The following is a 2,143-nucleotide window of genomic DNA, read 5'->3' as shown; positions in this document are numbered from 1 at the left end:
TTTGATAATGGATGAGAAAAAATTCAATGAATTGAAAGCTGAATCAAAAAATGGAGTTATTGAACATAATGTCGCAGAAAAAAATAGCATAAAAATAAGTCGTTTAGGAAACACTTATAAAAACATGCAATTATTCCAAAAAATTGTTACCCATATCTCAAAAACACTTAACAAATATTATTATGACAGCGATCCCACTAGTAAATTAGCACGTGGTACGATCGAAATATCATCTTTGGTACAAAATAAAAAAACCAGTAGCGATGCAGAATTTTTAAGTAAAACCACCTATGGCGATCATCAGCGCTTTGGAGATACCGGTTCTTTGATTACAATGAACTTCGACCTTCGAAAGGAGCTAAATACAGCTCCAAATATTTTTTCGCTTTTTGAACATGAATTTCACGGACACGGTGGAAATACTCCCCTAAATATAAAAATTGATAGATCTGATCAATATTTTAAATACTACCAGCACAAAGCAATTTATCAGATGCAAAGTAAAACTGAAAATTTCAAAAATGTGAGCAAACCTTATCGAAAACACGTGTTAGACCAGAATAAAGCTTATGGAAACTAAAGCCTGTATTGTAAGTATTTTAAGTCTTACTTTAATTTTTATTTGTAGTTGTGCAAAAAAAGAACAACAAGAAGTGTCAATTTCATACGACTCATTTGATCTATATCTCACAATACCTGAAAACGCCGATGCAAAAAAGCCTCCTATTTTACTATTAAATTATACCTTAAAGAATTTAGATGATGATGTTAAAATCTTTACTGCAAAGGGCAGTCAATTTGATGAAACAAAGTCTGTTTTGTTTTTATTTGATTCCGTGAGAAAAATAAAATTGCCACTGTATTCAAACCATATTGAGTTTATCAATCCGAATTCGAAAATCAAGATTTCAGCCTTTATTGATTTTAATGAACACCAAGATTATTTTAAGTTTCCTGACAAATTTTTAAATAAACTCGATTACGCATCAGATAGTATATTTTTGAGAAGGATTAGCGAAGATTTGATTAAAAACTCTTGCTTCTACTACAAACAAGACACTTCTGATCTCCAGTCTTATAGACTACAAAACAAAGATGTAACCGCCATTAGCAATCCTTCTCTTTTGAAAATCAAAAAAAATAATTAATCTATTGCAACCTTCTTATTTAAGAGATGATATCTATCAAAAACCAACTGCATTCTGTTTAATCGTGTTCGCATTAATAGGATGTAATAATAATAATTCCGCCACCTCAGCGAACAAAAGAAAAGAAAGTGAAGTTTCGACAGGTGTGAAAGTTGAAAGCAATTTATCTGAAAAAAATGTAAGCACAAGTACGGGTGTGATGAAAAATGCCGCCGAAGAATACAGTTGTGAGGAGTGTGTCAGTCTGGTAAATCGAATTGTTACGACAAGTGAATACAACGATTTTTTTAAAAAGAAATACGATAAGAAATACAGTATTTCAATTAATGAAGCAACAAAGCAAAAAGTTTCTATTCAAATTCTTATTCATGGCAATGTGCCTATGGGATGGTTAGAATTTGATTTAGAAGCTGGGACCTTGAAGGATGTTACAAATGATCCATTACAACCTATAAAACTGAAAGTGAACGATTCGTTAATAAGAGCGTTTCAAGATAACTGTATAAAATGTTGTTTAGACTAATAGGAAAAATAACACTGAGTATAAATTCGCTTTTTCATCTATCAAGAAACATAATGTTTGTATTGACTTTTGTTGTGCTGTAATGGAAATAGTACGAAACGATACATTTACAGAAACTATTTATTAGTGGCACCCCGACCACCTCGGTTCAAGCACCTATATCTCAAACGATTTGGGCCAAGTCTCGCAACACGCCGAATACCTACCCTTTGGCGAGCTTTTAGTTGACGAACACAAGAATTCGAACAACTCGCCGTTTAAGTTTAATGAGGGCGGAGCGTTAAAAAAATGTCCGGTGGACATTTTTAGCGAACGAGCCAGCAGGCGCGCGGGCAATTAAATGGAAACCGGAAANCCCGACCACCTCGGTTCAAGCACCTATATCTCAAACGATTTGGGCCAAGTCTCGCAACACGCCGAATACCTACCCTTTGGCGAGCTTTTAGTTGACGAACACAAGAATTCGAACAAC

3 protein-coding genes are annotated in these 2,143 nt (G+C 34.0%); all 3 read left to right on the top strand.

The genetic code is table 11. The annotated features are described in order from the left end of the window. The coding region (locus tag CHX27_RS00290) for a hypothetical protein (protein WP_207758904.1) at positions 1–580 on the top strand (580 nt) is incomplete at its 5' end. Next, positions 570–1,148 (top strand): hypothetical protein, encoded by a 579-nt coding sequence (locus CHX27_RS00285; RefSeq protein WP_094484795.1) that lies wholly within the window; start codon positions 570–572, stop codon positions 1,146–1,148. The genes CHX27_RS00290 and CHX27_RS00285, both read left to right, overlap by 11 nt. 4 nt (positions 1,149–1,152) lie before the next feature. Beyond that, positions 1,153–1,671 (top strand): hypothetical protein, encoded by a 519-nt coding sequence (locus tag CHX27_RS00280; RefSeq protein ID WP_094484794.1) that lies wholly within the window; start codon positions 1,153–1,155, stop codon positions 1,669–1,671. Positions 1,672–2,143: the final 472 nt, after the last annotated feature.

Source organism: Flavobacterium aurantiibacter (genome assembly GCF_002251775.1).
GTDB classification, from domain to species: Bacteria; Bacteroidota; Bacteroidia; order Flavobacteriales; family Flavobacteriaceae; genus Flavobacterium; species Flavobacterium aurantiibacter.
Note: the sequence above shows the minus strand (reverse complement) of the source record. Positions and strands in the feature narration are given on the sequence as shown.